Genomic DNA, 26,874 nt, shown 5'->3' on the forward strand with positions numbered 1-26,874 from the left:
CTTGGAATTGTGGGGATCGTCAGACAGTGGCGATCGGATTGGCCGGCGATCCCACGGCGCGCGGCAGATGCATCGGCGGCGCGGTCAGCAGGAACGATGCGCGCCCGGCCTGGTGCAGCCACGCCGCCAGCGGCGTCAGGTGCCACATCTCGCCCAGCGGCATGCCAAGCTTGACCAGGCAAAGCTCATGCAGCGGCAGCAACGGTCCGGTCGTGCCCGGCGGCAGGGCGTGGCGGCGTTCTTCCACCGCATGGTTGTCGGCGGCGATGGCGGCAATCCCGGCGTCGTCGATCCAGCGCAGCAGCCGCGCGTCGGTGCCATCCAGCACGGCGCAAGCGTTGCGCAGCCCGGCGTGGTCGTCAGCGGCGGACAGTTGCAGCGCCATGTCGGCCAGCCCGGTATGCACGCAGAGGATGTCGCCGCGCCGCACATCGGCGCCATCGGCCTCGATCACGCGCATCAGGTCGTCGTAGCCCACGGCGCGACGGGCCGGCCCGAAATGCCGGTGCAGGTCCACGAGCGTGCCGCGCCCCTGGATGCCGCGCGCCGCCATCGGCGCAACCGACAACGCCTGTGCCCCGATGAACGTGCCATCGGCCGCGCTGCCGGTGCCCACCGAGAAGCCGTTGTAGCCCACCGTTTCGGCGTGGCCGTCGCCATCGGCATCGAACAGGCAGTTCACGTGCCCCAGGGCGTCCCACTGCGTCGAGTACTGCGGTGACAGCGTGACGTGGTCGTCGCTGATCACATCGGTGGCGCCCGGAGTATCGCCAGCCATTGGCCGGTTGAACACGCGCTGGCCGTCTTTCTCTGATGGATGCAACACCGGTGGACGGCGGCGCGGGTTCAGCACGCCGGCACGCGGCACGTCGAGCGGCAGGCTGAGCGAGAACGTCAGCCCTTCGCGTACCTCGCGTACGGCGGCCAGCACCTGCGCGGGGCCGATCAGGTTGAGCCGGCCAAGCTGGTCGTCGGGGCCAAAGTCGCCCCAGTTGGATCCTTCCGGACGATGCGTCCAGCGTGGGTTCGTGGCCATCATCGATCCTTGCCGGCGTCGCTGGCGTCAATCACCACCCCGGCGGCGCGCAGCGCGGCGATGCGTGCATCGTCCAGGCCGGCGGCGCGCAGCGCTTCCACCGAATGCTCGCCCAGCGCAGGCGCCGCGCGCCGGAAGGCGCCCGGGGTGCCGCCCAGCCGGGGAGAGATGTTATGCACGGGAATCTGGCCCATCTCGGCATCGGGAATCTCCACCACGATATCGCGCGCCTGGAAGTGGGGGTCCTGCTCGATATCGGCGATGTCGTAGATCGGGCCAATCGTCACGCCGGCCTTGTCGAAGAACGCCACGCAGTCGGGCTGGGTCATCGTGCCCAGGAATTCGCCGATGATGCCGTCCAGCAGCGCGGCATGCTTCACGCGCTCGCCATTGGTGGCGAAGCGTGGATCGGCAATCAGTTCGGGCCGGCCGATGGCGCGGAACAGCCGTTCGGTCATGGCCTGCGTCGATGCCGACAGGCACACCCATTTGCCATCCGCCGTCTGGTAGGCATTGCGCGGCGCGCTGTTGGTGGATCGGCTGCCCGTACGCGGCTTGACCTTGCCGGTCAGTCGATAGTTGGCGGCCTGCGCGCCCAGGATGGCGAAGATCGGGTCCAGCAGCGGCAGGTCGATGACCTGGCCCACGCCGCCGCGCACTTCCACGTTGCGCACGGCGCTTAGCACGCCAATCGCGCCATACAGGCCGGCGGTCATGTCGCCCAGGTAGATCGGCGGCAGCACCGGCTCGCGGTCGGCAAAGCCGTTCATCGACGCAAAGCCCGACATGCCTTCCACCAGCGTGCCAAAGCCGGGGCGATGCGAATACGGGCCGTCCTGGCCCCAGCCCGAAACGCGCACGATGACCAGCCTCGGGTTGCGCGCCATCAGCACGTCGGGCCCCAGGCCCATGGATTCGAGCGTGCCTGGCTTGAAGCTTTCCACGAACACATCGGCGTGCGCCACGAGGTCCAGAATCACGTCGATGGCGCCTTCGGCCCGGAAGTTCAGGCACAGGCTGCGCTTGTTGCGGCAGTACGCCTTCCACGCCGTGGGCACGTCCTTGACCTTCCAGTCGCGCAGCGTGTCGCCGCTGGCCGGCTCTACCTTGAGCACGTCGGCGCCCAGGTCGGCCAGCGCCATCGTCAGCGTGTTGCCCGCCACCAGCCGGGAAAGATCGAGGATGCGGATGCCGTCGAGCGGTCCGGTGGCGTCGGGCGCCAGGGGTTGCTGCCTGAACATGGGAAAGACTCGGTGGATTATTCGGCGGTGATGTTGCGGGCCTTGGCCACCTGCTTCCAGCGCGCGCTGTCGCGGCGGATATGCTCGGCGAACTGGGCCGCGGTCATCGCGGACGGCTCGGCGCCCTCGCGCGAGAAGATCTCGCGCATTTCGGGCGTGGCGATGATGTCGCGGATCTCGGCGTTGAGCTTGTCCACCAGCGCCTGCGGGGTGCCGGCCGGCGCGAACACGCCCCACCAGAGTTCGGCGGAATAGTTCGGTACGGTCTCGGCCACCGATGGCCACTGCGGCGCAAACCGCGAGCGCGACGGCGACGTCACGCCCAGCGCGCGCACCTTGCCGCTCTTCACCTGCGTGGCCACCGACGGGAAGCTGGCAATCACGAACTGCACCTGCCCGGCGATCAGGTCCGTCAGCGCGTTGGAAATACCCTTGTAGGGCACATGCGTGAACTCGATGCCGGCGTCGCCGGCCAGCAGTTCGCTGGACATCTGGTTGATCGATCCGACGCCGGCCGATCCGTAGTTGATCGCGCCCTTGTCCTTCCTGGCGGCGGCAATCAGGTCGCCCACGGTCTTGTATGGCGACTTGTCGGACACGGCCAGCACCATCGGGCCGCTGGCCAGCATCGCCACGGGCGCGAAGCTCCTGTTCACGTCGTAGCTGGTCTTCGGCTGGACGGCGGCATTGGCGGTCAGCGTGGAAGACGTCACCAGCAGCGTCGCGCCGTCGGGCGCGGAACGGGCCACGAACTCGGCACCGATGGCGCCGCCGGCACCGGGCTTGTTGTCGACGATGGCCGTGACGCCAAGCTTCTTCGACAACTTGTCGCTCACCAGTCGCGCGAACACGTCGTTGCTGCCACTGGGCGGGAAGGGCACCACCATGCGGATGGACTTCGGAATCGCCGCGTCCGCCGCATGCGCGATTGGCGTGACGCCGAAAGTCAGGCCAACGGCGGCAAGGGCGGCAAGGGACGGGATTCCGGGAAGGGCCAGAAAGGCGGTGGCGCGGGTGCGCAGACGCGGGCGATGCGGCATCACGAAGTTGTCTCCAGATATTGTGCGGTGCGGCGCCTGTTGGATCGACACCGTCTGGCAAGCATCTTAGCCATGCCAGAGATTGAGCTAAAGTGACGTTTTTAAACCTATCGGTGAGAAAAACTCATGAAGGTGGAGTGCTTCCAGACGCTGGCCGCGGTGCTGCGCTGCGGCAGCTTTGCCGGGGCGGCGGCCGAGATGAACCTGTCGCCAAGCGCCGTCAGCCTGCAGATGAAGCAGCTGGAGTCGTATTTCGGGCAGCCGCTGTTCGACCGCTCGGCGCTCCAGGTGCGGCCCACGCCGTTCGCGCTGGAGGTGAGCGCCACGCTGGACGGTGCGATCCATGCGATGGAGTCGCTGCGGCGCCGTTCCGCGCCCGTGGTAGAGGGCAAGGTGACGCTGGGCATCATCGAGCCGATGCAGGTGAAGCTGTTGCCGCCATTCACCACGCTGGTCCGCGAGCGCTATCCCAATCTGGACGTGCGGCTGGAACGCGGCCGTTCGACCGCACTGGTGGAAGCGCTGCGCTCCGGCACCATCGACGCCGCCGTGGTGGCCCAGCCGGAATCCGGCGCTTCCGCGCGCGTGCGTTGGGCGCCGCTGTTCCGCGAGCCGTGCGTGCTGGTAGCGCCGCTCGATTCAACGGCCCGCACCGTCAAGGCGCTGCTCAAGGCGTATGAATGGATTCGCTTCGATACCTCGACCATCGCCGGCTCGGCGGCGGCGGAGTTCGTGCGCCGCACGGCGCCCGATACGCGCTCGCGTATCGAGCTGCTGTCCATTCCGGCCATCGTTGCGATGGCGTCGCGCGGGCTGGGCGTGTCTGTGCTGCCGCAGCCCGACCCCTATCTGCTTGAGGCATTCCCCGTGCGCGTGGTAGCGCTGGGCGACGCGCCACCGTCTCGCCAGATATCGTTCGTCTCGCGGATCGCGCCGGCAGAAGATCGCGTCATCGCAGCGCTGCTGGAAACGCTCCGTAGCGCGATTCAACGTCCGTGATCGGTGGGGCGCTTCAAGCGGGACGAAGCGATACAAGCTCGCCCAGAACCGTGTCCAGTGCAACGTGGCCGCGCAGGATCTGGTCAGGACTGCTTTCGAAATCGATCCAGCCTTCGTTGAAGCCATCCAGCATGCGCATGCGGGCCAGCGGATGCTTCATGCCCTGCGCGCGGAACAGTGCTTCCCACATCGGCCGGTCGACCACTTCCGCGCGTACCGGGCGGGACAGCACTAGGGCAAAGGCCGACGCGAGGTCGTTGGGACTGACCCGCCGGGGGCCCTCAAGCTCCACGACGCGCACACCGTGCCATGTCTGCTGCAACAGCTGGGCCGCAACGCGGCCTACGTCTGCGGTGGCAACCATTGGCACCGGCTTGTCGAGCGGCTGCAGGTAGCTGGCGATGACGCCATCGTCGCGCGCGGACGCGACATCCCACGCGGCGTTCTCCATGAACCAGCCGGGCCGCAGGAACGTGACCGGCATCGGCATCTCGCGCAGCGCCTGCTCCATCAGCGTACGCTGGGTCAGCAGGTTGAACTCGTCGGCCTGAGCGCCAATCGTCGACAGGCAAACGACCTTTTCGGGCCGTGCCTTCCGCAGCGCCGTGCACACGGCTTCAATGACCTTGCGCGCCTCGGGAAAGCCGGGCGCCGGATCGAACTCCGAAGGCGGCAGGATGAAGACGCCCGTCGCGCCTTCGAACGCGGCGGCGAGCGACGAGCCATCTTCCATCACGGCCGTCGCGATCTCGCAACCGCGCTTCGCCCATGAGCCGGCCCGTGTCGCGTCGCGCACGACGGCGCGTACTGACCCGCCCGACGCCAGCAACTCGCGGGCCAATGCGCCGCCGACCTTTCCGGTGATTCCAGTGATTGCATACATTCCTCGTTCTCCTTGTGTGAATACGCCGGACGCATTCTGGCTACTCACCGAGCCAAACAAAATGACAGGGACGGCATCAGATAAGTGACAACACGTCATCAATTTGGCATGATCGCCGCAGACGCTCGGCATGCCGCACCGTGGCGATGGCGCGTCAGCCGCGGGTGGGTCGCCCGCGCTCTTCCACGCCTGTTCACTTGAACCACAATGAGATCGCGTAGCGAGAAACTGTCCGGCAGCATCAGCGTGTTCGCCGCCGTGGTGGATGCCGGGACATTCGCGGCTGCGTCAGAAGTCATCGGCATGACGCCGCCGGGCGTGAGTCGGGCGATTGCGCGACTGGAGAAGCGGCTGAACATCCGGCTCTTCAACCGAACCACGCGCTCCGTCTCGCTGACGGAAGAGGGCCGGCGCTTCTACGAACAGGTCATGCCCCATCTGGCCGGCCTGGAGGAGGCGGCCGCAGCGGCTGCGGGCAGTGCCTCGGCCGTGCGCGGAAAGCTGCGAATCAATCTGGATCCTGTTGTCTACCGGGCCGTGCTCGGGCAGCAATTCGATGCATTCATGGACGCGCATCCGGAACTCGAAATCGAGCTCATCGCGCGCGACAGCCTGGGCGACCTCGTCATGGACGGCTTCGACCTTGCCGTGCGATTCGGCGAACCGCGGGCGTCCAGCCTGGTCGCGCGAAAGCTGCTGGATACCGGCATCGTGACGGTCGCGGCGCCCGCGTATATTGCTCGCCGGGGACGGCCGGCAAAACCGCAGGACCTGGAAAGCCGAGACCACCGGTGCCTTGAGTTCCGCAATCCGGAGACCGGCAAGCCATTCGCCTGGGAGTTCCATCGCGGGCGCAAACGCCTTGTGGTGGACACGCGGGGGCGCCTCACGGTCAACGATCCGGGCGCGCTGCTCAATGCGTGCCTCGCCGGCTCCGGCATCGCGCAGATGCTGCTGCTGGGTGCCGAGCCGCTGATCGCAGCCGGCCAGTTGATCAATCTCTTTCCCGAGTGGGCCGACGAGCGTTTTCCGTTGTACGCGTACTACCCGTCCCGACATCACGTGCCGGCAAAGACCCGGGCGTTCCTGGATTTCATGGTCGGATTGACGGGGGCCAATGGCCGCTTTGGAAAGGGCTAGCGCTGTTCGAGATCGCGGCGCTCATCAGCCCGCGCGTATCATCTCCGGCGTTGCCGACCCGGATGTCCCGTCCCCCATTCGACCGCATCAACTCCCATGATCGATCTCAACGACGTCTACTACTTTGCGAAGGTCGTCGAACACCAGGGCATCACCGCCGCCGCCCGCGTGCTCGATGTGCCGAAGTCCAGCATCAGCCGCCGCATTCTCGCGCTGGAGGCGGCGCTGGGTGCGCGTCTGATCCAGCGCACGTCACGCCGGTTCGTGATTACCGAGCTTGGCATCGAGTTCCATCGCCACGCGCTGGCGATGCTGGTGGAGGCGGAGGCCGCGGAGAACGTCGTGCGCACGCGCACGGCCGAGCCGAGCGGCACGATCCGGTTCACGTGTTCGGTGGCAGTGGCGCAGCTGGTGCTGGCGACGCTGATTCCGCGTTTCATGGCCCGGCATCCGCGTGTGCGCATCGTCGAGCACGCGACGAACCGGCATGTGGATCTGGTGCACGAGGGCTTTGACATGGGGCTGCGCGCGCATATTGCGCCGCTGCCAGATTCGTCACTGGTGCAGCGCCCGCTGGCGCAGATTCCCTGGACGCTGTTCGCCAGCCCCGGCTATCTCAAGCGCAGGGGGACGCCGGATTCGCCCGAGGCGCTGGCCGGGCACGATGCCATCGCGCTGGGCGCGCCGCAGGACGCCTATGTATGGAACCTGCGCGACGTCCGGCATGCGGGACAGATCCATGCGGTGACATACGACCCGTCGCTGGTCAGCGACGACATGGCCACGCTGAAGGCAGCCGCGTGCGAAGGGGTGGGCATCGTCGCGCTGCCCGGCTATGTCGGCAAGGCCGAGATGGCGGCCGGCAAGCTTGTGCGGGTGTTGCCGCAGTGGATCGCGGGCGTGGCCACGCTGACGCTGCTGATGCCGTCGCGGCGCGGGCTGCTGCCGTCCGTGCGGGCGTTCAGCGAGTTCCTGGCCGAAGAGGTGCCGCTGCTGGTCCAGTAGTACTGGCGGCGCGTTTCCTGTGTTCAGCGTTGCCATCATCCCAAAAATGGGACGATGGTTCCTGTTTTGCCTCGCTGTTTTTCCATCGTCCCATTTGTAAAGTGGTTCTCACGCCGCGACCGATGCCGGAGCGGTACCAACCGAACGGAGAGAACCATGCCCCCTCGCAACAACCGCCTGACCCGTGACAACGCCGTGCTGCTGCTGGTGGACCACCAGATCGGCCTTTACACCGGCGTGCGCGATATCGACACGCTGGAGCTGACGCATAACGTAGTTGGCCTGGCCAAGGCCGCCGTGGCGCTTGGCGTGCCCGTGATCCTTACCACGACGACCGAGAACGTCTGGGGTCCGATGATCCCGGCGCTGCGCGAAGCGCTGCCGGGCGTGCCCGTCATCGAACGCACGACCGTGAACGCATGGGACGAGCCGCGCGTGGTGGCCGCGGTGGAGGCCACGGGCCGCAAGAAGCTGGTCGTCACGGGCATCTCTACCGACGTGTGCCTGGCGTTCCCCGCCATGTCCGCGCTCGACGCCGGATACGACAGCTTCGCCGTGATCGATGCCTCTGGCGGCTTCTCGAAGACCCAGGTGCGGATGGGCGTGGCGCGCATGCTGCAGGCCGGCGTGGTGCCGGTCTGCTATTCGAACGTGGCGGTCGAGATCCTGGCCGACAACGCTGCTCCGGAGGCCCAGGCCGTCTACGCCGCGCTTGGCATGCCGTTCGGCGGGCTGGTGTCCGGCCTGAAGCAGTACTTCTCGCGCGTCTGAGCGTGGTGTCGATCCGGAGAGCGACCATGGAACACGACATCGTCATCGTCGGCGGCGGCAGCGCGGGGGCCGTGCTGGCGCGCCGGCTCAGCGACGTGCCGCATCGACGCGTGCTGTTGCTGGAAGCGGGCCTGGCCTACCGCCCGTCTGGCTATCCCGATGCGCTGGCCCTGGCCGACAACGTCGGCGGCGACGCCGCGCATGACTGGGGCTACAAGTCGGAGTCGGGCGCCATCGGCCACGCGATTCACGCGCGCCGGGGCCGCGTGCTTGGCGGCAGTTCCGCCATCAACGCTGCCGTGGCGATGCGGGCCCGGGCCGCGGATTTCGACCGCTGGGCGCGGCGCGGCATGACGGGCTGGTCTGCGGCGGAAGTCCTGCAAAGCTTTCGCAAGCTCGAATCGGCACCGTATGGTGACGATGCCTGGCATGGCCGGGACGGTCCGTTGCCGGTCCGGCAGATGACGGCCGAAGCCCTGACGCCGTCGCTGCGCGGTTTCGTCGACGCCACCGCCGCGCTGGGTTTCGAGCGTATCGCCGATTTCAATGCGGACGTCCAGCACGGTGTGGGCCCTTATCCGCTCAACGTGGTCGATGGCGTGCGGCAGAACACCGGCATCGCCTATCTGACGGCCGATGTGCGCCGCCGCGCGAACCTGGAAATCCGTGCCGAGGCGGAAGTCGATCGCGTGCTGCTGGAAGGCGGCCGTGCGTGCGGCGTGCGGCTTGTCGACGGCACGCTTATCGCGGCCGGTGCGGTCGTGCTGTCGGCCGGCGCCTACGGCAGTCCCGCGATCCTGATGCGCTCGGGCATCGGCCCCGCCAACGACCTGCGCGCGCTCGGCATCGCACCGGTTGCTGATCTGCCGGTGGGACGACGGCTGATGGACCATCCGTTCTACTACAACGTCTACGCGTTGCGGCGCGAGTTCAGTGCGATGACACCGGCGGCTGGCGCGATCCTGTGGACACGCTCGCAGTCCGCCGCGCCGGACGAACTGGACCTGCACGTCTCCGCAACGCATATCTGGGATCCCGCCGCGAGCCCCACGGGCGGCGCCATCGTGCTGGCCACCGCGCTGACCCTGCCGGAATCGACGGGCACGGTACGGCTGGCGAGCCCCGATCCGCGTGTCGCGCCGCGTATCGATTTCAATTTCCTCTCCACTGCGTGCGACCGGCGTCGGCTGCTGGAGGGCGTGCGCCTGTCGCGGCGCATCGGGTCCACGGCGCCGTTTGCGAACCTCGTCGCGCACGAAATGGAGCCGGGGCGCAGCGTGCAGACCGATGCCGAACTCGAAGCCGCCATCGTTGCCGGGCTGGATACCTATCAGCACGCCACGTCGACGGCCCCAATGGGGGCGGCGGGGGACCCCCACGCCGTCGTCGATACGCTGGGCGCAGTGCATGGCATTGGCAGGCTGCATGTCGTCGACGCGTCGATCCTGCCCGAGATTCCGTCCGTGGCAACCAACCTCACGACCATCATGGCGGCGGAGCATATCGCCGCACGCGTAACGGACTGGAGCCGATGATGACGACAGCTTGGGGTACCACCCAACTCATACCGCTGCGTGAGGCCGATCAATGCTGGTGCTCGACTATCCGCTGGCGCCCGAGCAAGCACTGCCGGTGGCGCATGACATCGCACTGACCGCGGTGAAATGGCTCGTCAGGCAGGACGTGCGGCGGCTGGCAATCGTCGGCGATTCGGCGGGCGGCGGGTTGGGCAGCGAGGAACTGCTGCGCGACGATGCGCTGCGTTACGCCGGGCAGGCGCGCGCGCAGGGCAATACCGTGACGCTGGAGATCTGGCAGGGGCTGCATCACGTGTTCCACTTCAACGTGGCCGAACTGGAGAGCGCACGCATCGCACTGGATCGGGTGGCGGCGTTTGTGGTCGAACATCTGTAGGTTGCCGCCAGCAAGATTGGCAGGGATGGGCGAAAGCGCGCCGGCGTGCATTCGGTAGTCCCAGTCGCAGTTCCTCTCCGTTCCGCCAACGCCACGTCGGCACAGGCGGCGCAGGCTCAGAAGATCGCGCGCCGCCTTACTACGACTATCGCAGTCCTAGATTTGATAGCGGTTACCCGCATGCTGTGATCGCAAAAGGGGATCGCAAGACCCCTGCAAGAAAACTTCTTGCACGCCTTAACTACGACTACTAGAATCGGAGTTAAGGCGTGGCGATTGACGCGGCGCGGATACCCAGGCGGCGCCGCCGCTGGTCAGTGCAGTAAAGAATCGATCAGGAGCAGTAGTGATGTCACAACGCATTCTTGTTATTGGCGCCGGCTTTGCCGGCATGTGGAGCGCCCTGGCTGCGGCCCGTCTGCTCGACGAGGCCGCGCGCACCGATGTGGAGATCGTGCTGGTGGCGCCCGAGCCCGCGCTGCACGTGCGGCCCCGCCTTTACGAACAACATCCGCTCAAGATGAAGGCGCCGCTGCTGGAGATATTTGCAGCCACTGGTGTGCGGTTTGTGCAGGGCATCGTCGAGCAGATCGACGTGGCGGCGCGCCAGGTGACGGTCAAGTGCGCGGGCGCCGATACATCGCACCAGACGCTGGGCTACGACCGCCTTGTGCTGGCGGCGGGCAGCCGGCTGTTCCGGCCGGCGATCGACGGCCTTGACGCGCATGCTTTCAACGTCGATCAGGTGGCCGATGCTTCCCGGCTGGAAGCGCATCTGCATGGCCTGGCGAGCCGGCCCGATAGCAAGGCCCGGAACACCGTCGTGATTGCCGGCGCCGGCTTCACCGGTATCGAAACGGCGGCCGAGATGCCCGCGCGACTGCGTGAGGTGCTTGGTGCCGATGCCGCCGTGCGCGTCATCATGGTGGAGCGCAATAACGAGATCGGCCCGGACCTGGGGCAAGGGCCGCGCCCCGTCATCACACAGGCGCTAACCGAACTGGGCGTGACGTGGAAGCTGGGCTCCGGTGTGGCATCGGTGGACGCGCAAGGCGTCACGCTGCAGAGCGGCGAGCGCATCCAGGCCCAGACCGTGATCTGGACTGCCGGCGCACGGGCCAGCGCGTTGACCGACCAGATTCCCGCGCAGCGCGACAACTTCGGCCGCCTGTATGTCGATCGCAACCTGCAGGTGGAGGGCGTGGACCACGTCTACGCCACGGGTGACGTGGCCCGTGCCGCCACCGACGACGACGGCAACGTGACCATGATGTCTTGCCAGCACGCGATGAACCTCGGTCGCTCGGCGGGACACAACGTGGCCGCTGACCTGCTGGGCCAGCCGCCGATCCCGTACAGCCAGCCAAAGTACGTCACGTGCCTGGACCTGGGCCCGTGGGGCGCGGTGTACACGGAAGGGTGGGACCGCCAGGTCAAGCTGTCCGGCGCCGAAGCCAAGGCGTTGAAGACCCGGATCAACACGGAGTGGATCTATCCGCCGAGCGCCAACCGGGCCGAGGCGCTGGCATCCGCCGATCCGCGCCGTATCGTGGTGGCCTGACCGGCCGCCAGCAAGAAGAAGGGCGATCCATCGGGATCGCCCTTTTTTATCGGCTGCTGGACCTTACCGGCTACCGCGCCGATTCTCCGCGCGATCGGTCAGCCACTGTACGACCTGACCGCCGTAGGCAGCGGGCGCCTTCTCCACGGTACGCTCGGCAATGTCGGCCAGCGTATGGTTCTTCAACTCCGCGCGCATCGCCTTTTCGGCCGACTGCATGACCGCATGGATCGAGCAGACCCCGCGCGTGGCCCACGCGGGTGCGCAGCCTTCGAACACAGCGTTGCGCTCGCGAATCTCCCGGCACTCGAACAGCGCTTTGTCCCCGTCGATGGCGACGACGACGTCATGGACCGTGATGCGCGACGGCGGCCGCGCCAGCCGGAAACCGCCCTTGATGCCTTCGGTGGCCACCACGAGCCCGGCCTTCGCGAGCTTGGTGAACAGCTTGGCGAGGAAGTCGTGGGGGATGCCTTGCAAGTCGGCGAGGTCTCGTACGCTTGCTTCTTCCACCGCGATGCTGGAGCGGGACAGGTGGAGCAGGCAGTGCAGGCCGTACTCCACGCCCGTGCTGATGTGGGACATATCTAACTCGGACAGGCTAAATCGTAGTTGGAAGCCTACACCAGCAGGCAAGCGGCAGCAACCGCGGGTTATATGCCAAGAATGTGAATTAATCTGCGCCCGACGGCCACTCGCCAGCGAGGACACGCGCGAAATGGGCACAGCTTGTCGCGTAAGCCGGCCTCGACTAGCCTGATAATCGGTTCAAATTACTCGCCGCCCCGCGACCCACCTTGATGCCAGAACCGTTCGCCACCCGATATGGCTGGGCGCTGCAGCGCCTGCGCGGGGTTTTCTCCCCATTGAACGTGGCTGCGGCGGCATGGCTGATCGCAACATGGTCGTTCGCGGCCTATCAGCTTGTGAGCGAGCGCGACCGCCTGCTGCATGTCGCCGCCGAGCGCACCCAGGCGGAAGCCCGCGCGTTTGGCGCCTATTCCAAATCCAGCATCCTGCGGCTGTCCGAGTTCCTGCTCGACCTGCGGGCTAGTTGGCTGGTGGGCCAGGACGGCTTTGTCGAGCTGGTGCGGGAACGGGAAAACCTGGTGGTGGACCTGTCGTTCCAGGTGGCGGTGATCGACAAGCACGGCATGCTCGTCTACTCGTCCATCGGTTCCCCGGCGCGCGGAGAGAAGGTCGATCTGAGCAAGCGCGAGCATTTTCGCGTCCATCAGAACGCCGGGGGTCGGGACGTACTGTTTATCAGTGACCCGGTGAAGGGCAAGGTCTCCGGCAAATGGTCGATCCAGTTCACCCGTCCCATCCTGCGCGGTGGCGTTTTCGACGGCGTCATCGTGGTGTCGGTCAGTCCCGAACAGTTCGCCAGCTTTGCGCAGACCTTTACCTCGCTCGACGGCGAAGTCGCGTCGGTCATCAAGACGTCCGGCCAGGTCATGGCCAGGGTCCCGGCACTGGAAGGCGCGCTGGGCAGGGCAGTCACCAACAACCGGCCTTACCTGGCCACCGACGCCCCCGTCGCCGGCAGTTTCCGCGGAGTGTCCGGCTCCGAAGGCGTGGAGCGTCTCTTCGGTTACTACCGCATGCCGGAGTTCGGGCTGAACTTCGTCGTCGGCGAGTCGATCGATCTTGTGCTGGCGCCGTACGAGTCGTACCGACGCATTGCCTTCGCCAGCGCCATTGCATCCACATTGTTGCTGGGGCTGCTGTACTACAGCCTGCGCCGTTCCATGGCCGAGCGGCAGCGCCATATGGAAGAGATGCGGCTGGCGTCGCTGGTCTACTCGTCCAGCAGCGAGGCGATGGTCGTCACATCGCTGGACGGCACCATCATCGACGCGAACCCGGCATTCTCGGCGGCCACGGGCTATGCAGCGGACGAGGTCAGGGGGCGCTCCGGCTACAGCCTCGGCGGCACGGAAACGACGCCCGGGCTGATCGAACGGCTGCGGGCCGCCGTGGAGGCCACGGGAAAATGGAGCGGCGAGATCGCGGTGCGGCGCAAGGACGGTAGCGAGTTTCCGGCCTACCTGACGGTGGATACCTACCTGGCCCACGCCTACGGGGAGCGCCGCCGCGTGGCGCTGATCCATGACATGACCGAGAAGCGTCAGGCGGAGGAAGTCATCCGGCACCAGGCTAACTTCGACGCGCTGACCGATCTGCCCAACCGCCGGCTGTTCTTCGACCGGCTCAGGCAGGAGATAGAACGCCCGCGTGGCGCCCAGGATTCGCTGGCGCTGCTGTTCATCGACCTCGACCGCTTCAAGGAGGTCAACGATACGCTGGGCCACGACCAGGGCGACCAGTTGCTGCTGGAGGCCGTACGTCGTATCGCCGCATCGGTGCGCGCATCGGACACCGTGGCGCGGCTGGCCGGCGACGAGTTCACCGTGATCCTGCCGACGGTCAACGATGTCGGCGTGGCGCAGGGCATTGCCCAGGCGATCCTGGAACGCATCGCGGCACCTTACCGGCTGGCCGGCGAACTGGTGGTCGTGTCGGCCAGCATCGGCGTGGCCCTGTATCCCAAAGACGCCGATAACGCCGAGGCGCTGCTGGTGTGCGCCGACCAGGCGATGTTCGCGGCCAAGAAGGAGGGCCGCAATCGCGCGAAGGTTTTCAGCAAGGCGCTGCTGCACGCCGAGAAAGAGCGCCTGCGCATTACGCAGGACCTGCGTGCGGCGCTGACCGCGGGGCAGTTCGCCCTCCATTACCAACCCATTGTCGACCTCCGGACCGGAAAGGTCTGCAAGGCCGAGGCGCTGATCCGCTGGGATCATCCGGTACGCGGGTCCATCCCGCCCGACGATTTCATCCCCGTTGCGGAAGAGTCCGGCCTAATCATCGACATCGGCCGCTGGGTGCTGGCGGAAGCGCTGGACCAACTGGCGCGCTGGCAGACCGTGCTGGGCAATGGCTTCCAGATGTCCGTCAACAAGTCGCCGATGGAGTTCTGCGCGCCCGCCAGCGGGCCGGAATCCTGGTCCGGGCTGATCGAGCGTCGAAACGTGCCGGTCGGCAGCCTTGTCATCGAGATAACCGAAAGCTCGGTGATGGAGCAGGGCGCCGACGTCATCAATCAACTGTCCCGCTTCCAGGCCGCCGGCATCGAGATCGCGCTCGACGATTTCGGCACGGGCTATTCGTCGCTGTCGTACCTGCGGCGTCTCGATATCGACTACATCAAGATCGACCGCTCCTTCATCCGGTCGCTGACGCGAGGCCCGGACGACGTGGCCCTGTGCCGCGCCATCATCAGCATGGCCCACGCGCTGCGCATCCGCGTGATCGCCGAGGGCATCGAGACCGAGTCGCAACGCAGGATCCTGCTGGAGGCTGGCTGCGACTACGGCCAAGGCTTCCTGTTCTGCCCGCCCGTAGACGCCCGGGCGTTCGAGGCATTTGCAAGCGCGGTGACTTGACGCGTGGCGCCACTGGTTTATGGTGTAGGCCCACTATCGACCCAAATTGGTGAGCCAGTATTTATGCCCAGACGCAGACAGGCCGTGGAACTGCCGTTCGTCGGCACCCTGGATCGGGCCCAGGGGCAGCTTGGTCGGCAGTTGACCGTGGTGCTGCGGGCGGCGATCCGCGCGGGCGAGTTGAAGCCCGGCGATGCGTTGCCATCGACCCGGCATCTGGCCAGTTCGCTCGGGATTTCGCGCGGGCTGGTCACCGATGCCTTTGAGCAGCTCATTGCCGAAGGCTTTCTGGAGGCGCAGGCCGGGTCCGGGACCCGGGTGTCGACGACGCTCTCCTCGGTGGCGCCGACGGCTGGCGAGACCGCGCCACGGCGTGTGAAAGGCAAGCCGACGTTGCCGCCCCGGGCCGCCGCATTTGCCGAAGTTGCCCGCCAGTTCTCGCCGCTGCCGTCGGTTCCGTTCGCGGTGTCGGTGCCGGTCGGGCCGACCGCGCCCGACGATACCTGGCGGCGCGTGGGCAACCGGACGCGCGGGCTGCGCGCGGCGGCGCCATCGGGTTACGACGATCCGCAGGGCGTTGCCGTGCTGCGTGCCGCCATTGCGGACTACGTGCGCAAGTCGCGCTCGGTGCATTGCTCGCCGGCGCAGGTCATCATCACGGCCGGCACGCAGCAGGGGCTCTATCTGGCCTGCCAGGTGTTGCTGGAGCCGACCGACCGGGTTTGGGTGGAAGAGCCCGCGTATCGCGGCATCACCGGCATCCTGGAAGCGATGGGCGCGCGGGAGCGGATGGTGCGGGTGCCCGTGGACGAGGCCGGCATGGACGTGGACGCCGGCGTGCGCATGGCCGACGACGCGCGCGCCGCGTTTGTCACGCCTTCGCACCAGTATCCGCTGGGCATGCCGTTAAGCATGGCCCGCCGCACCGCGCTCGTTGCGTGGGCGCGGCGCCATGACGCGTGGATCGTCGAGGATGACTACGACAGCGAACTGCGCTACGTGGGGCACCCGTTTCCGTCGCTGCAGGGGCTGGCGCCCGACCGGGTCATCTACCTGGGCACCTTCAGCAAGATCCTGTTTCCGTCATTGCGGCTGGGCTACGTGATCGTGCCGGAGCACCTGGTGGCGTCGTTCTGCGGCGCGCGCAGCCTGATGGACCGGCATCCGCCCAGCGCGGACCAGCACGCGCTGGCCGCGTTCATCGCCGAGGGCCACCTTGACCGGCACATCCGGCGCGTGCGGCTGGTGTATGCCGACCGGCGCGCGTACCTGATCGACATCATCGCGCGGCTGATCCCGCCGGAGCACGCGTGGGTCCAGCCCGGCGACCAGGGCATGCACCTTGTCCTGTGGCTGGCCGATACGGTCCGTGACGAGACCGTGGCTGCGCGGGCGCTGGAGCAAGGCGTCTCGGTGCGGGCCGTGTCGCCGATGTATGCCGACCACGGGCGCCCGGGGCTGATCCTGGGCCTGGGCGGCTACTCGAACGAGCAGATGGAGCGGGCCGTCAAGACGCTGGCGGCCATCGTCGCTGAGCAGGCCGGCGGCAAGGCTGCCCGGCGGCGCGCGCATTAGGCCGGCGGGCCGGACTTACTTCGCCGTGGGCATGGCGAATTCCGCGCCACGCGCCGTGTCGTTGGGCCAACGCTGCATGACGCTCTTCTGGCGGGTATAGAAGCGCACGCCTTCCTCGCCATAGGCGTGCATGTCACCGAACAGCGAGCGCTTCCAGCCGCCAAAGCCGTGCCATGCCATCGGCACCGGGATGGGCACGTTGATGCCCACCATGCCCACTTCGATGCGGCGGCTGAACTCGCGCGCGATCTGGCCGTCGCGCGTGTAGCAGGCCACGCCGTTCGCAAACTCGTGGCTGTTGACCAGCTTGACCGCTTCGGCAAAGTCCTTGACGCGCACGCACCCCAGCACCGGTCCGAAGATTTCCTCGCGGTAGATGCGCATGTCGGGCGTCACGTGGTCGAACAGTGTGCCGCCCGTAAAGAAGCCGTTCTCATGGCCGGGGACGCGGTAGTTGCGCCCGTCCACCAGCAGCTCGGCGCCTTCCTGCACGCCGATGCCGATGTAGTTCTCGATCCGCTCCAGCGCTTCGCGCGTCACCACCGGCCCCATCTCGGCGTCGGCCTCCATGCCGTTCTTGATGACCAGTTCCAGCGCCCGCGCCTTGAGCCTGGGGATGATCTTGTCCGCCACGTCACCCACCAGCACGGCGACGGAAATCGCCATGCAGCGCTCGCCAGCCGACCCGTAGGCGGCGCCGATCAGGCCGTCCACCGCCTGGTCGATATCGGCGTCGGGCATCACGACCATGTGGTTCTTGGCGCCGCCCAGCGCCTGCACGCGCTTGCCCAGCCGGGCGCCGGTCTCGTAGATGTAGTTCGCGATCGGCGTGGAACCGACAAAGCTCACCGCGCGCACGTCGTCATGATGGAGCAGCGCGTCCACCACCGGCTTGCCGCCCTGCACCACGTTGAACACGCCATCGGGCAGGCCGGCTTCCTTGAGCAGGTTGGCCATGAACAGCGATGCCGACGGATCGCGCTCGCTGGGCTTGAGGATGAAGCAGTTGCCGGCCGCGATAGCCACCGGGAACATCCAGCAGGGCACCATGCACGGGAAGTTGAACGGGGTGATGCCGGCCACCACGCCCAGCGGCTGCCGCAGCGTCCAGTTGTCCATGCCCGTGGAGACCTGATCGGTGAAGTCGCCCTTGAGCAACTGCGGGATGCCGCAGGCGAACTCGATGATGTCGATGCCGCGGCTCACCTCGCCCGCGGCGTCGCTGAGCACCTTGCCGTGCTCGGCCGTGATGATGGCCGCCAGCGTGTCCTTGTCGCGGTTCATCAGTTCCAGGAACTTCAGCATGATGCGGGCGCGGCGGATCGGCGGCGTATCGGCCCACGCCGGAAACGCGGCCCTGGCGCTGGCCACGGCTGCGTCCACGTCCTTGCTGTCGCCAAGCCGGACCTGCCGCGCCACCGCACCGGTTGCCGGGTTGTACACGGCCTGCGTCTGCGCGCCGTGGCCCACGTAGGGCTTGCCGGCAACGTAGTGGACGACTTCGGCGGAACTGGTGAATGGGGCGGTCACGGGCATCTCCTTCGATAGTGGTGCGAGTCAACGGCTGCAGTGTAGGAACCGGCGGCCGGGCGCGGTAGATGGCCAAACGCAAACTTATTGTTTAGGATTTTGTTCCAGTGAGATGCAGGTTTGCAAAATAATGGGAGTGGCCATGGCGAAGGCGGGCAAGGACAGCGTGGAGCGCTTGTGGGAGCACTTGCACTGGCTGGCGGTGCTGGACCAGCAGGGGAGCTTCAGCAAGGCCGCGGACCGGCTGGGCGTCAGCAAGGCGTCGATGAGCCAGCGCATCGCCGAACTGGAACGCTCGGCCCGCATCATGCTGGTGCAGCGCACCACGCGCAGCGCGGCGCTCACGGACGCCGGGCGCCAGCTTGTCGAATCGACGCGCGGGGCGTTCGAACAGATCGCCAACGGGTTTGCCAACGTGCGCGAGCTGGCCGAGACGCCCCGGGGCATCCTGCGGGTCACGGCGCCGGTGGCCTTTGCGCGCCAGCAACTGGTGCCGCTGTTGCCCGGCTTCCTGGCCACGTACCCCGACATCCGGCTGGAACTCGACATGTCGGACCGGCTGCGCGCGCTAGCGCAGGAAGGGTTCGACATGGCCATCCGCCACACGGCCGCGCCGCCGGAGACCCATGTGGCGTGGATGCTGTCGCAGACCCGCACGGTGCTGGTGGCCAGCGGCAAGTACCTGAAGACCCACGGCACGCCGGCCTCGCCGGCCGCGCTGGCTGACCACCAGTGTCTGCACTACCCGCGCGCGCACGGGGCGGTGACGTGGACCTTTGTCCCGGCGAAGGGCGGACATCAGCGCCGCGTGGATCCGATCACGGTGGCGGTCAGCGGGCCGCTGGGCGTCAACAACAGCGAGGCGCTGCGCGACGCGGCCATCGCCGGCCTGGGCATCGCCCTGCTGCCGGACTTCAGTGCGCAAAGCGCGGTGGAAAAGCGCCAGCTCGTCGAGGTGCTGCCCGACTGGCAGTCGACCGGCGCGTTCGGCGAATGGCTGTACGCGATCCGGCCCTACAGCGCCCATGCGTCCCGGGTGAGCCAGGTGTTTGTCGACTACCTGCGCGCCGCGTTCAAGGCGGGGTTTTCGTCACATGGCCGCTGACGGCCGAATACTGGTCTAGTGAAGTCGTTCGAAAATGGCTCTTCAAGCTGGCCCATTGCGCCAGCAATATTCGCCCACATCGACCCCCCCAGCCAGAACCCACCATGTACGTACCGGCCCATTTCGCAGTCCCCGACATCGACGCCCTGCATCGCCTGATGCGCGAACACCCGTTTGCCGCCCTGGTGACGAACGGCGCCAGCGGACTCGACGCCAACCATATTCCCTTCGAACTCGAACTGCCGCCCGGCAAGCAGGGCGTGTTGCACGGGCATGTGGCGCGCAACAACCCGGTGTGGACCGACGTCCGCAATGGCGACGACGTGCTGGTCGTGTTCCGCGCCGAGGACGCCTACATCACGCCGAACTGGTACCCGAGCAAGCACGAGTTCAAGAAGCAGGTGCCCACCTGGAACTACCGCGTGGTCCACGCGCACGGCAAGATCACGATCCGCGACGACGAGCGCTACGTCCGCGGCGTGGTGGCCAGGCTGACGCGCACGCACGAGTCGGCCCAGCCAAAGCCGTGGAAGATGGGCGACTCCCCGGTAGACTATATCGAGACGATGCTCAAGGCGATCGTCGGTATCGAGATCGAAATCGAGAAAATCGTTGGCAAGTTCAAGCTGAGCCAGAACCGCGAGCTGCGCGACAAGCGCAGTGCCGGCGAGGCGCTGAAAGCCCAGGGCGACGTTGCAATGGGCCAGGCGATGCTCGACGCGATCACCGAGGACCCCCGGTAGGCCATTGCGCGCCAGGGGCCGTGTATGGCAAGCCAACTCCAGGGGAAGCATGAGTTCTGATCGCATCATTGTCATGGGCGCGGGCCACAGCGGATGCAAGGCGGTGCAGGCGCTGCGCAAGCACGGCTGGACCGGCGGCATCACCATGGTCGGCAAGGAGGGCCGCGTGCCCTACGACCGGCCGCCGCTATCGAAGGCCGTGCTGCTGGGCAAGAAGTCTCACGACGCCTGCGCGTTCTTTCCGATGGACTGGTACGAGCAGAACGGTATCGACCTGCAGCTGGGGCGGACGGTGCAGCGCATCGACCCGTCCGCCCGGACGGTCACGCTCGATGGTGGCGAGACCCTGGGCTACCAGAAGCTGCTGATTGCGACGGGTGCCGACCTGATCGCGCTGCCGATACCGGGCGCCGATCTGCCCGGCGTGGAAGGACTGCGCACGCCGGAGCAGGCCGCACGCATCGCGGCGTCGCTGCAGGCCGGCAACCGGGTGGTCGTGATCGGTGCGGGTTTCATCGGGCTGGAGGTAGCCGCTGCGGCGGTAGAGAAAGGCTGCCAGGTCGAACTGCTGGAAGCGGCGCCGCACGCGTTGGGACGCAGCCTGCCGGCGCCGGTGTCTGACGCGCTGATCGCGTTTCACCGCCAGAAGGGTGTCCAGATTCGCTTCGGCGCGCGCGTGGCCGCAATCGAGGGCCAGGCGCGCGCCGAAACGGTGGTGCTGGCCGACGGCACCCGCATTGCGTGCGACGTCATCGTCTACGGCATCGGCGTGCGGCCCAACACGGCCGTCGCCGAGGCGGCGGCCCTGACGGTCGACAACGGCATCGTGGTGGATGCGCAGCTGCAGACTTCGGCCCCGACATCTACGCCTGCGGCGACGTCACGCGCTATTTCTGCGACCTGTTCCACCAGCCGCTGCGCCTGGAAAGCTGGAAGAGCGCGGAAGAGCAGGCCGATGCCGTGGCGCGCAGCATGGTCGGGCAGCCGGTGCGCTATGGCCACGTGCCATGGTTCTGGTCGAACCAGTTCGACCTGACGCTGCAGGTGTCGGGGCTGCCGGCCCTGGGCACGCGCCACGTCGAACGGGCCATCGGCGACAGCAGGCTCTACCTGTCCACCGACGATGGCGGCACGACGGTCGGCGTCAGCGCGCTCGGGGCGGTCAGGGAGATCGCCATGCCGATGCGGGTGGCCAAGGCGTTCGTCGAAGGGCGCCAGCAGATTGATCCGGCGCGCTTCGCCGATGCGTCGGTGCCGCTGCAGGCGCTGGCCGGAGAGCCCTGACTGCCCGGGTTACGCCTGCTGTGGCACGAACGGCTGGCCCATCGGCTTCAGGCGGATGCCCGGCGCCAGCCGCGTCCACGGCAGGTCCGCCGGGTCGGCCGTCATCGGGCCGGGCGCCTTGGCCACCAGCACCGCCTGCGCGATGCCCTGGAAATCCGCGCGGAAATGCACCGAACTCTTGTTGACGAGGATCTTCATCGCCTCGGGCTCCACGCCGGCAACGCGATACAGGTTGCGATCCAGCATCTGCGCCTTGCCTCCGCTGACCACGACCTTGACGCCGCCGATGCCCAGCAGCGCCACCGGGCCGACGTCGGCCAGCATGCCGTGCATCATCGGCCCGCCAAAGCGGCAGACACCGTCGGACAGGCCGAGCACCTCGAAGCTGGCCTGCAGCGGCGCGTCGCCCGGCACGCCCGAGACCCCGCCCAGTGCAACGTCGATGACCGCGCCCACGCCCGCCGCATGCGCGGTGGCGGCCACGGCCGGGTCCCAGATCAGGCCGATGGCCGCGCCCTGCGCGCCGTGGCGCAGCAGCGCGCGCAGCATGCCCGTGGTGTTCGAATCGCCGCCGGCGCCCGGGTTGTCCTGCGTGTCGGCGATGACCACCGGCTTTGTCGCGCCCTCGGCCAGCGCCATGGCCTGCTGCACGGCCTCGTCGGGCGAGAGGAACGGCACCTGCCAAGCGGCTTCCTCGGCCAGCATCCGGTCATGCAGCGCCTGTACGGCGGCCTCGGCCGCCTCGGCGGTTTCGCCATAGCCCCAGATCACCGGCCCGCATTCGGGAAAATCGGCCGCCGGAAAGCCCGGCGCGAACGATAGCGACACCACGCCATCGCGCTCGCGCGCGTCGATCTCGGCGTACATGCCGCACGCGGGCTCCAGCATCGTGCACATGCCGTTGATCGGAATCAGGAAGGGCAGGCGGCGCGCAGCGCGGTGCCAGCGCGTCTGGCCGTCCAGCAGCCGATGCAGCAGTTCCGCTGCGCGCGCGCCGGTCTGGTCCATGTCCACGTGGGGGTAGGTGCGATACGCGACCAGCGCGTCCGCCGCGTCCAGCATGGCGCGCGTGACGTTGGCGTGCAGGTCCAGCGACGCCACGATCGGCACCGCCGGGCCCACGACGTCGCGCAGGCGCGCCAGCAGCGTGCCCTCGCCATCGTCGGTGTGCTCGGTGACCATGGCGCCGTGCAGGTCCAGGTAGATGGCATCGAAGCCGCCCGCGCGCGCGGCCGCGACGATCTCGCCGGCAATGCGCTCGTAGGCGTCCTCGGTGACGTGCGCAGACGGACTGGCACCGGCCCAGATCACCGGCAGCAGCGTCCAGTCATGGCGGCGCGCCGCCTGGATGAACCCGCCGGCCGGGATGTTGACGTCGGCCAGCTTCAGTACGTCTTCGCCGCGCGCCATCGCCGGGAAGCCCTCGCCGCGCTCGAAGTTCGCATAGCCGGCCTTGGACGGCGCGAACGTGTTGGTCTCGTGCTGAAACCCGGCGATCAGGATCCGTGTTGCCAAGTCTTGCTCCATGGGGTGTCGGTAGAAAAGGTCAGGCGGCAGCAACGCTGCCTTCGGGCGCGGGCATGCGGTTGGCCAGCAGCAGGATCGCCCCGGCCACCAGCAGCGCCACCATCACGAGCAGGCCGGCCTGCATGCTGCCCGTTGCGGTGCGCACCGCGCCGATGATCGTCGGGCTAAGAAAGCCGCCGATCAGCCCGATGGTGTTGATCAGCGCGATGCCGCCGGCCGCGGCCTCGCCCTTGAGGTATTGCGACGGGATGGCCCAGAACACCGTGTAGGCCGTCCACATCATCGCCGTGGCCACCGTCATGCACAGCAGCGACAGCGCCAGGTTGCCGCTCGACATCGTGGCCAGCGCCAGTGCGGCGGCGCCGATGAGGGCGGGCACCGCGCTGTGCAGGCGCCGCTCGCCGCGCCGGTCCGAGCGCCGGCCGATCACCACCATGGCGATGGCGGCGGCGATGTACGGGATCATCGAGTAGAGGCCGATCTGCATCGTGTCGGTCACGCCATCGGCCTTGAGGATCGACGGCAGCCAGAAGCTCACCGCGTAGATGCCGCAGATCATCGTGAAGTACGCGAACGCCAGGCCATAGACGCGCCGGTCGCGCGCCACCTCCGCGAACGAGTGGTGGGCGGTGCCCGTGGTGCGCAGCTCCGCTGCCAGCAGCCGCTTCTCGTCGTCATTGAGCCAGCGGGCGTCCTCGGGGCGGTCGGCCAGCATGCGCAGCGCCAGCACGCCCAGCACGACGCAGGGCAGCCCTTCGACCAGGAACATCCACTGCCAGCCGGCCAGCCCGTGCGCGCCGGCCAGGCCGGTCATCAGCCAGGTGGAAAGCGGCGAGCCGAAGATGCCGCCGATGGGGCCGGCCAGCATCACCACGGCCATGACGCGGGCCATGCGCGCCTGCCCGTACCAGTACGTCAGGTAGAAGATCATGCCCGGCGCAAAGCCCGCTTCGAACACACCCAGCAGGAACCGCATCACGTAGAACGTGGTTTCGTCGCGCACGAACATCATCCCGGCCGACGTCAGCCCCCACAGCACCAGAATGCGGCTGATGGTCTTGCGCGCGCCGATGCGCGGCAGCAGCAGGTTGCTCGGGATTTCGAACAGCACGTAGCCCAGGAAGAAAATGCCGGCGCCCAGGCCGTAGACGGCGTCGGACAGGCCCAGGTCGCTCTGCATCTGCAGCTTGGCAAAGCCGATGTTGACGCGGTCCAGGTAGGCGAAGGTGTAGCAGATCAGCAGGAAGGGCAGCAGGCGCCAGTTCAGCTTGCGATACAGCGCCTGGCGGGCAGCGTCGGTGAACGGCGCGGGCGCCGCCGCGCGGTGGGGCAGGGGTGCGGACATGTCTCTCTCTCCCGTTGGCAGTCCGTGGTGGGAATGGAATGTCGTTGTGCTTTTTTTCTTGGTGTGGGGCAATCGTCGGGCAGATGGCGGGACAGAGCAAGAGCAACCGAAGTCGGTTATCGTTGCCCATTGGGCAACACGCGAACATGGGAGCAACATGCGCGAACTGAACCAGCGCCGGCTGCGCTATTTCCATGAAGTGCTGACGCACGGGTCGATCCGCGGCGCGGCGGACAGCATCAACACGTCGCCGTCGGTCATCACGCGCCAGATCCGGCTGCTGGAGGAAGAGGTGGGTGCGCCGCTGTTCGACCGCCACGCGCGCGGCGTGCAGCCCACCGAGGCGGCGCTGCACCTGCTGGAGTACTGGCGCGGCTGCCGCGCCCAGCAGGAACGGTTCGAGGACCGCATGCAGGCACTGCGCGGTCTGCAGCACGGGCAGGTTCGCATCGCCACGAGCGAGGGCTACGTCGATGGCCTGATGGACGAGGTGCTGACCGACTTCTGCGCGCGCTATCCGCGCCTGGACATCACCGTCGACATCCTGCCCGTCAACAACGTGCTGCAGGAGGTGGCGGAAAGCCGCGCGCATATCGGCCTGGCCTACAACCCGCCGTCGCACGCCGACATTACGTGGGTGGCCACGTCGCCCCAGCCCGTGGTGCTGCTGGTGCGCGCCGGGCATCCGCTGGCGCGGCGCGGCGGCCCGGTGGCGATCAGCGAACTGGCCGATTACCCGCTGGCGATGATGCCGCCCGCGTTCGGACTCGGCCAGGTCGTGCAGATGCTGGCTTATACGGAGAACGTGCAGATCCGCCCGACGCTGACCACCAACTCGCTGTCGGTGCTGCGGCATTTCGTCAAGCGCCACGACGGCATCACGTTGATCGGTGCCTTCGCCGCCTACCGCGAACTGCAGTCGGGCGAGCTGGTGACGCTGCCCATCGCCCATCCGCTGTTCGAGGCAGCCAAGGCGCGCGTGCTGGTGCGCACGGGCCGCCCGCTCGGCGTGGCCGCCGATACCCTGCTGGAAACCCTGCTGCGCCAGATGCGGATGTTCGCGGAGGTCAGTGCGACGCGGGAGCCCGGCGCCAGCACGGGCGGCGGGGCCAAAGCGCCAGCGCGCCGGAAGCGGTGACGAGCCGTCCGCCGCCGTCCCCTTCCTCGCCCGCGATTAGGTTGTAAAAGCAACCGATATATGCTTCAATGCGCCGCAGTTGTATTGGTTGTATCCACAACCAGAATTCACCGACAACAGGAGGCGACATGAGCACGAAGGCAGAGGCAATGCATTGGATCCGTGGCGAATGGCTGGCGGAGGGGCAGTGCAAGGAGAGCATCGACCCGGCCACCGGGCAGGTGATCGGGTATTTCCACGATGCGACGGCGGCCACGATGCAGTTGGCGATCGACGCGGCGGCGGAGGCGTTTGCGGCGGGCCACTGGCGCGATGACGCCTACCTGCGGGCCACGGCGCTGGGGCATCTGGCCGATGCGTTCGCCCGCCGGCAGCAGGAGGTGGTGGACATGCTGTGCGCGGAGAACGGCAAGCTGCGCGCGGAAGCCACCTTCGAGGCGTCGCTGATTCCGCGCGCGCTGCGCTTTGTGGCGGGGCTGGCGATGCACAACTTTGGGCGCGTGGTGGAAAGCCGGCCGGGCCAGCAGAGCATGTCCATCCGCGAGCCGGTGGGCGTGGCCGGGCTCATCATTCCGTGGAATTCCCCGGCCTATCTCTGCATCCGCGCGCTGGCGCCGGCACTGGCCGCCGGCTGCACGGCGGTGGTCAAGATGCCGCACCAGGCCGCGCAGACCGCTGCGCTGCTGGCCAACATCGTCGCCAGCGTGCCGGAGCTGCCGAAGGGCGTGGTCAATATCGTGACCGAGTCGGGCGCCGACGGGGCGCGCCTGCTGGTGGATTCGCCGCAGGTGCCGGTCGTCAGCTTTACCGGCAGCACCGCCACCGGCCGCGCCATTGCCCGCGCGGCCGCCGACCGGCTGAAGCGCGTGGGGCTGGAACTCGGCGGCAAGACGCCGCACCTGATCTTCGACGATGCCGATCTGGCCGCCGTGCTGCCGGTGCTGGAAAAGTCGTCCACGGTGTTCGCCGGCCAGTTCTGCATGACCGGCAGCCGGATTCTCGTGCAGCGGGGCATCGCCGATGCCGTGCGCGCCGGCCTGGCGCAGCGGCTGGAGGCAGTGCGCGTGGGCCCGGCCCGCGAGGCGACGAGCCAGATGGGGCCGCTGATCGACAAGGCGGCCGTGGCGCGCGTGAATGGCTTGGTGGAAGCGGCCATCGCGGCCGGCGCCCGGCCCATCGTGCGCGGCGGCCCGGCGCAGGACTCCGCGCTGGCAGGCGGCGCGTTCTATCGGCCGACGCTGCTGGAAATCGCCGACCAAAGCCTGCCAATCGCCCGCGAGGAAACGTTCGGCCCGGTGCAGACGCTGCAGGTATTCGATACCGAGGCGGAAGCCATCGCGCTGGCCAACGACAGCGACTACGGGCTCAGCGCATGCGTGTGGAGCCGCGACGTCGACCGGCCGATCCGTGTGGCGCGGCGCCTGCAGGCCGGCCTGGTGTCGATCAATAGCTGGGCCAATCTGGCCGTGGAGATGGAAGAGGGCGGTTTCAAGTCGAGCGGGCTGGGCCGCCTGGGCGGCCTGGCGTCGGTGGAGGACTTCCTGGAGTACAAGCAGATCACGCAGGACTTCATCCCGCATCACCACTGAGG

The 26,874-nt window shown here is 67.6% G+C and carries 23 protein-coding genes; 15 read left to right on the plus strand and 8 right to left on the minus strand.

The window, feature by feature from the left end:
• Positions 1-19: 19 nt before the first annotated feature.
• The 3 genes from EHF44_RS23795 to EHF44_RS23805 are packed head-to-tail and all read right to left on the minus strand — an operon-like array spanning position 20 to position 3,317.
• Positions 20-1,036: a cyclase family protein gene (locus tag EHF44_RS23795; protein ID WP_124686754.1), complete on the minus strand. Its 1,017-nt coding sequence runs from the start codon at positions 1,034-1,036 to the stop codon at positions 20-22.
• Positions 1,036-2,277, minus strand: a complete 1,242-nt coding sequence (locus EHF44_RS23800) for a CaiB/BaiF CoA transferase family protein (protein WP_124686143.1) — start codon at positions 2,275-2,277, stop codon at positions 1,036-1,038. Before EHF44_RS23800 ends, EHF44_RS23795 begins: the two co-directional genes overlap by 1 nt.
• Positions 2,278-2,294: 17 nt before the next feature.
• Positions 2,295-3,317, minus strand: a complete 1,023-nt coding sequence (locus tag EHF44_RS23805; protein WP_253700362.1) for a tripartite tricarboxylate transporter substrate binding protein — start codon at positions 3,315-3,317, stop codon at positions 2,295-2,297.
• A gap of 126 nt (positions 3,318-3,443) precedes the next feature.
• On the opposite strand from EHF44_RS23805, the gene EHF44_RS23810 reads away from it, so the two are divergent.
• Positions 3,444-4,316: a LysR family transcriptional regulator gene (locus EHF44_RS23810; protein ID WP_124686145.1), complete on the plus strand. Its 873-nt coding sequence runs from the start codon at positions 3,444-3,446 to the stop codon at positions 4,314-4,316.
• Between the two features lie 13 nt (positions 4,317-4,329).
• Here the strand turns inward: EHF44_RS23810 and EHF44_RS23815 are convergent, their stop codons facing one another.
• Complete coding sequence (locus tag EHF44_RS23815; protein ID WP_124686146.1) at positions 4,330-5,199, minus strand: NmrA family NAD(P)-binding protein; 870 nt, start codon at positions 5,197-5,199, stop codon at positions 4,330-4,332.
• 207 nt (positions 5,200-5,406) lie between these two features.
• Between EHF44_RS23815 and EHF44_RS23820 the strand changes: the two genes are divergently transcribed.
• From EHF44_RS23820 to EHF44_RS23845, 6 genes are all read left to right on the plus strand, one after another.
• Entirely contained in the window at positions 5,407-6,339 is a 933-nt protein-coding gene (locus tag EHF44_RS23820) for a LysR family transcriptional regulator (protein ID WP_124686147.1), read from the plus strand.
• Positions 6,340-6,435: 96 nt separating this feature from the next.
• Positions 6,436-7,344 carry a LysR substrate-binding domain-containing protein gene (locus tag EHF44_RS23825; RefSeq protein ID WP_124686148.1) on the plus strand — a complete coding sequence of 303 codons (909 nt, stop codon included), beginning with the start codon at positions 6,436-6,438 and terminating at the stop codon, positions 7,342-7,344.
• Positions 7,345-7,500: 156 nt separating this feature from the next.
• On the plus strand, positions 7,501-8,115 hold the full coding sequence (locus EHF44_RS23830; protein WP_124686149.1) for an isochorismatase family protein: 615 nt from the start codon (positions 7,501-7,503) through the stop codon (positions 8,113-8,115).
• 26 nt (positions 8,116-8,141) lie between these two features.
• Positions 8,142-9,650 (plus strand): GMC family oxidoreductase, encoded by a 1,509-nt coding sequence (locus EHF44_RS23835; RefSeq protein WP_124686150.1) that lies wholly within the window; start codon positions 8,142-8,144, stop codon positions 9,648-9,650.
• 52 nt (positions 9,651-9,702) lie between these two features.
• The gene (locus EHF44_RS23840; RefSeq protein WP_124686151.1) at positions 9,703-10,029 is read left to right on the plus strand and encodes an alpha/beta hydrolase; all 327 of its coding nucleotides are present in this window, start codon (positions 9,703-9,705) and stop codon (positions 10,027-10,029) included.
• Between the two features lie 349 nt (positions 10,030-10,378).
• On the plus strand, positions 10,379-11,590 hold the full coding sequence (locus EHF44_RS23845; protein WP_124686152.1) for an NAD(P)/FAD-dependent oxidoreductase: 1,212 nt from the start codon (positions 10,379-10,381) through the stop codon (positions 11,588-11,590).
• A gap of 63 nt (positions 11,591-11,653) precedes the next feature.
• On the opposite strand, the gene EHF44_RS23850 is transcribed toward EHF44_RS23845, so the two are convergent.
• Entirely contained in the window at positions 11,654-12,175 is a 522-nt protein-coding gene (locus EHF44_RS23850) for an RrF2 family transcriptional regulator (RefSeq protein WP_124686153.1), read from the minus strand.
• Positions 12,176-12,390: 215 nt separating this feature from the next.
• Between EHF44_RS23850 and EHF44_RS23855 the strand changes: the two genes are divergently transcribed.
• Positions 12,391-15,036 carry a bifunctional diguanylate cyclase/phosphodiesterase gene (locus tag EHF44_RS23855; protein ID WP_124686154.1) on the plus strand — a complete coding sequence of 882 codons (2,646 nt, stop codon included), beginning with the start codon at positions 12,391-12,393 and terminating at the stop codon, positions 15,034-15,036.
• Positions 15,037-15,099: 63 nt separating this feature from the next.
• Positions 15,100-16,611 (plus strand): PLP-dependent aminotransferase family protein, encoded by a 1,512-nt coding sequence (locus EHF44_RS23860; protein ID WP_124686155.1) that lies wholly within the window; start codon positions 15,100-15,102, stop codon positions 16,609-16,611.
• A 15-nt stretch (positions 16,612-16,626) separates the two neighbouring features.
• Here EHF44_RS23860 and EHF44_RS23865 read toward each other — a convergent pair whose 3' ends face one another.
• Positions 16,627-18,141 (minus strand): CoA-acylating methylmalonate-semialdehyde dehydrogenase, encoded by a 1,515-nt coding sequence (locus EHF44_RS23865; protein ID WP_301337485.1) that lies wholly within the window; start codon positions 18,139-18,141, stop codon positions 16,627-16,629.
• Positions 18,142-18,283: 142 nt separating this feature from the next.
• On the opposite strand from EHF44_RS23865, the gene EHF44_RS23870 reads away from it, so the two are divergent.
• The 4 genes from EHF44_RS23870 to EHF44_RS23885 all read left to right on the plus strand — a co-directional run bounded on the left by EHF44_RS23870 (position 18,284) and on the right by EHF44_RS23885 (position 21,273).
• On the plus strand, positions 18,284-19,246 hold the full coding sequence (locus EHF44_RS23870; RefSeq protein WP_124686157.1) for a LysR family transcriptional regulator: 963 nt from the start codon (positions 18,284-18,286) through the stop codon (positions 19,244-19,246).
• Between the two features lie 104 nt (positions 19,247-19,350).
• On the plus strand, positions 19,351-19,989 hold the full coding sequence (locus tag EHF44_RS23875; RefSeq protein WP_124686158.1) for an FMN-binding negative transcriptional regulator: 639 nt from the start codon (positions 19,351-19,353) through the stop codon (positions 19,987-19,989).
• A gap of 49 nt (positions 19,990-20,038) precedes the next feature.
• Positions 20,039-21,025, plus strand: coding sequence for an NAD(P)/FAD-dependent oxidoreductase (locus EHF44_RS23880; protein WP_124686159.1), 987 nt, complete (start codon positions 20,039-20,041; stop codon positions 21,023-21,025).
• The gene (locus tag EHF44_RS23885) at positions 20,962-21,273 is read left to right on the plus strand and encodes an oxidoreductase C-terminal domain-containing protein (protein ID WP_124686160.1); all 312 of its coding nucleotides are present in this window, start codon (positions 20,962-20,964) and stop codon (positions 21,271-21,273) included. Before EHF44_RS23880 ends, EHF44_RS23885 begins: the two co-directional genes overlap by 64 nt.
• Before the next feature lie 9 nt (positions 21,274-21,282).
• On the opposite strand, the gene EHF44_RS23890 is transcribed toward EHF44_RS23885, so the two are convergent.
• Together EHF44_RS23890 and EHF44_RS23895 are read right to left on the minus strand one after the other, a co-directional pair.
• On the minus strand, positions 21,283-22,788 hold the full coding sequence (locus EHF44_RS23890) for a M81 family metallopeptidase (RefSeq protein ID WP_124686161.1): 1,506 nt from the start codon (positions 22,786-22,788) through the stop codon (positions 21,283-21,285).
• A gap of 31 nt (positions 22,789-22,819) precedes the next feature.
• Entirely contained in the window at positions 22,820-24,145 is a 1,326-nt protein-coding gene (locus tag EHF44_RS23895) for an MFS transporter (RefSeq protein ID WP_124686162.1), read from the minus strand.
• A 157-nt stretch (positions 24,146-24,302) separates the two neighbouring features.
• On the opposite strand from EHF44_RS23895, the gene EHF44_RS23900 reads away from it, so the two are divergent.
• Entirely contained in the window at positions 24,303-25,283 is a 981-nt protein-coding gene (locus EHF44_RS23900) for a LysR family transcriptional regulator (RefSeq protein ID WP_124686163.1), read from the plus strand.
• A 128-nt stretch (positions 25,284-25,411) separates the two neighbouring features.
• Positions 25,412-26,872, plus strand: coding sequence for an aldehyde dehydrogenase family protein (locus EHF44_RS23905; RefSeq protein ID WP_124686164.1), 1,461 nt, complete (start codon positions 25,412-25,414; stop codon positions 26,870-26,872).
• Positions 26,873-26,874 lie beyond the last annotated feature (2 nt).

Origin of the sequence: Cupriavidus pauculus (assembly GCF_003854935.1) — a bacterium.
Lineage (GTDB): Bacteria > Pseudomonadota > Gammaproteobacteria > Burkholderiales > Burkholderiaceae > Cupriavidus > Cupriavidus pauculus_C.

Excerpts from the sequence above, each read along its gene's own strand:
- EHF44_RS23795 (WP_124686754.1), bottom strand. The coding sequence starts at position 1,036 with ATGGCCACGAACCCACGCTGGACGCATCGTCCGGAAGGATCCAACTGG.
- EHF44_RS23800 (WP_124686143.1), bottom strand. The coding sequence starts at position 2,277 with ATGTTCAGGCAGCAACCCCTGGCGCCCGACGCCACCGGACCGCTCGAC.
- EHF44_RS23805 (WP_253700362.1), bottom strand. The coding sequence starts at position 3,317 with ATGCCGCATCGCCCGCGTCTGCGCACCCGCGCCACCGCCTTTCTGGCC.
- EHF44_RS23810 (WP_124686145.1), top strand. The coding sequence starts at position 3,444 with ATGAAGGTGGAGTGCTTCCAGACGCTGGCCGCGGTGCTGCGCTGCGGC.
- EHF44_RS23815 (WP_124686146.1), bottom strand. The coding sequence starts at position 5,199 with ATGTATGCAATCACTGGAATCACCGGAAAGGTCGGCGGCGCATTGGCC.
- EHF44_RS23820 (WP_124686147.1), top strand. The coding sequence starts at position 5,407 with ATGAGATCGCGTAGCGAGAAACTGTCCGGCAGCATCAGCGTGTTCGCC.
- EHF44_RS23825 (WP_124686148.1), top strand. The coding sequence starts at position 6,436 with ATGATCGATCTCAACGACGTCTACTACTTTGCGAAGGTCGTCGAACAC.
- EHF44_RS23830 (WP_124686149.1), top strand. The coding sequence starts at position 7,501 with ATGCCCCCTCGCAACAACCGCCTGACCCGTGACAACGCCGTGCTGCTG.
- EHF44_RS23835 (WP_124686150.1), top strand. The coding sequence starts at position 8,142 with ATGGAACACGACATCGTCATCGTCGGCGGCGGCAGCGCGGGGGCCGTG.
- EHF44_RS23840 (WP_124686151.1), top strand. The coding sequence starts at position 9,703 with ATGCTGGTGCTCGACTATCCGCTGGCGCCCGAGCAAGCACTGCCGGTG.
- EHF44_RS23845 (WP_124686152.1), top strand. The coding sequence starts at position 10,379 with ATGTCACAACGCATTCTTGTTATTGGCGCCGGCTTTGCCGGCATGTGG.
- EHF44_RS23850 (WP_124686153.1), bottom strand. The coding sequence starts at position 12,175 with ATGTCCCACATCAGCACGGGCGTGGAGTACGGCCTGCACTGCCTGCTC.
- EHF44_RS23855 (WP_124686154.1), top strand. The coding sequence starts at position 12,391 with ATGCCAGAACCGTTCGCCACCCGATATGGCTGGGCGCTGCAGCGCCTG.
- EHF44_RS23860 (WP_124686155.1), top strand. The coding sequence starts at position 15,100 with ATGCCCAGACGCAGACAGGCCGTGGAACTGCCGTTCGTCGGCACCCTG.
- EHF44_RS23870 (WP_124686157.1), top strand. The coding sequence starts at position 18,284 with ATGGCGAAGGCGGGCAAGGACAGCGTGGAGCGCTTGTGGGAGCACTTG.
- EHF44_RS23875 (WP_124686158.1), top strand. The coding sequence starts at position 19,351 with ATGTACGTACCGGCCCATTTCGCAGTCCCCGACATCGACGCCCTGCAT.
- EHF44_RS23880 (WP_124686159.1), top strand. The coding sequence starts at position 20,039 with ATGAGTTCTGATCGCATCATTGTCATGGGCGCGGGCCACAGCGGATGC.
- EHF44_RS23885 (WP_124686160.1), top strand. The coding sequence starts at position 20,962 with ATGGTCGGGCAGCCGGTGCGCTATGGCCACGTGCCATGGTTCTGGTCG.
- EHF44_RS23895 (WP_124686162.1), bottom strand. The coding sequence starts at position 24,145 with ATGTCCGCACCCCTGCCCCACCGCGCGGCGGCGCCCGCGCCGTTCACC.
- EHF44_RS23900 (WP_124686163.1), top strand. The coding sequence starts at position 24,303 with ATGCGCGAACTGAACCAGCGCCGGCTGCGCTATTTCCATGAAGTGCTG.
- EHF44_RS23905 (WP_124686164.1), top strand. The coding sequence starts at position 25,412 with ATGAGCACGAAGGCAGAGGCAATGCATTGGATCCGTGGCGAATGGCTG.